Below are 630 nucleotides of genomic sequence, written 5' to 3'. Positions count from 1 at the left end.
GCTGGAGATGGAGCGTGATGTGTGCAAGCGATTCGTGGCCTTGTGGGTGAAGTAGCTGAGGCGGACCCGGCCGTGGCGGTCGGGGTGATCAGCAGCTGCAAGGCCGAGCAGGGCATACCGCATCGCGTCGCCTGCCGTGGTACTACAAGTGCCTACGGCTCGCCGAAGGTGTTCATCGAGCTGGTGCGCCGGGGCTGGCGGGTGTCGGTGAACACCGTCGCGAAACTGATGGCCGAGCTCGGGCCGGCGGGCCGGAAGATCAGGCGCCGCCGGTCGCTGACCAGGCCGGGCAGGCGGCCGGCCGCCCCGGACTTCGTCCGCCGGGACTTCACTGCCGAGGAACCGGACCTCGTCTGGGCAGGCGATATGACCGAGATCGACACCGGCGAGGGCAAGCTCTACCTGGCAACGGTGATCGATCTGTTCTCCCGTCGGCTGCTCGGCTACGCGATGGGCGCCCGGCACGACGCCGAGCTGGTGGTGGCCTCACTCAACATGGCCGCGGCCACCCGGGGCGGCGACGTCCGCGGCGTGATCATGCATACCGGCAGGGGCAGCGAGTACTGCTCCCGGAAGTTCAAGCGGGCCTGCCGCCAGCTGGGCATCGTGCAGTCCATGGGACGAGTCGGC

The 630-nt window shown here is 69.0% G+C and carries 1 protein-coding gene; it reads left to right on the top strand.

Features of this window, described 5'->3' with window-relative positions:
- Window positions 1-42 precede the first annotated feature (42 nt).
- Window positions 43-630 (top strand): DDE-type integrase/transposase/recombinase (locus IH50_RS41895; protein ID WP_158801443.1); only part of this gene is annotated, 588 nt, incomplete at its 3' end.

This window comes from Streptomyces sp. NRRL S-37, assembly GCF_000721605.1.
Taxonomy (GTDB): Bacteria; Actinomycetota; Actinomycetes; order Streptomycetales; family Streptomycetaceae; genus Streptomyces.
This window is presented reverse-complemented; position numbering and strand designations above follow the sequence as displayed.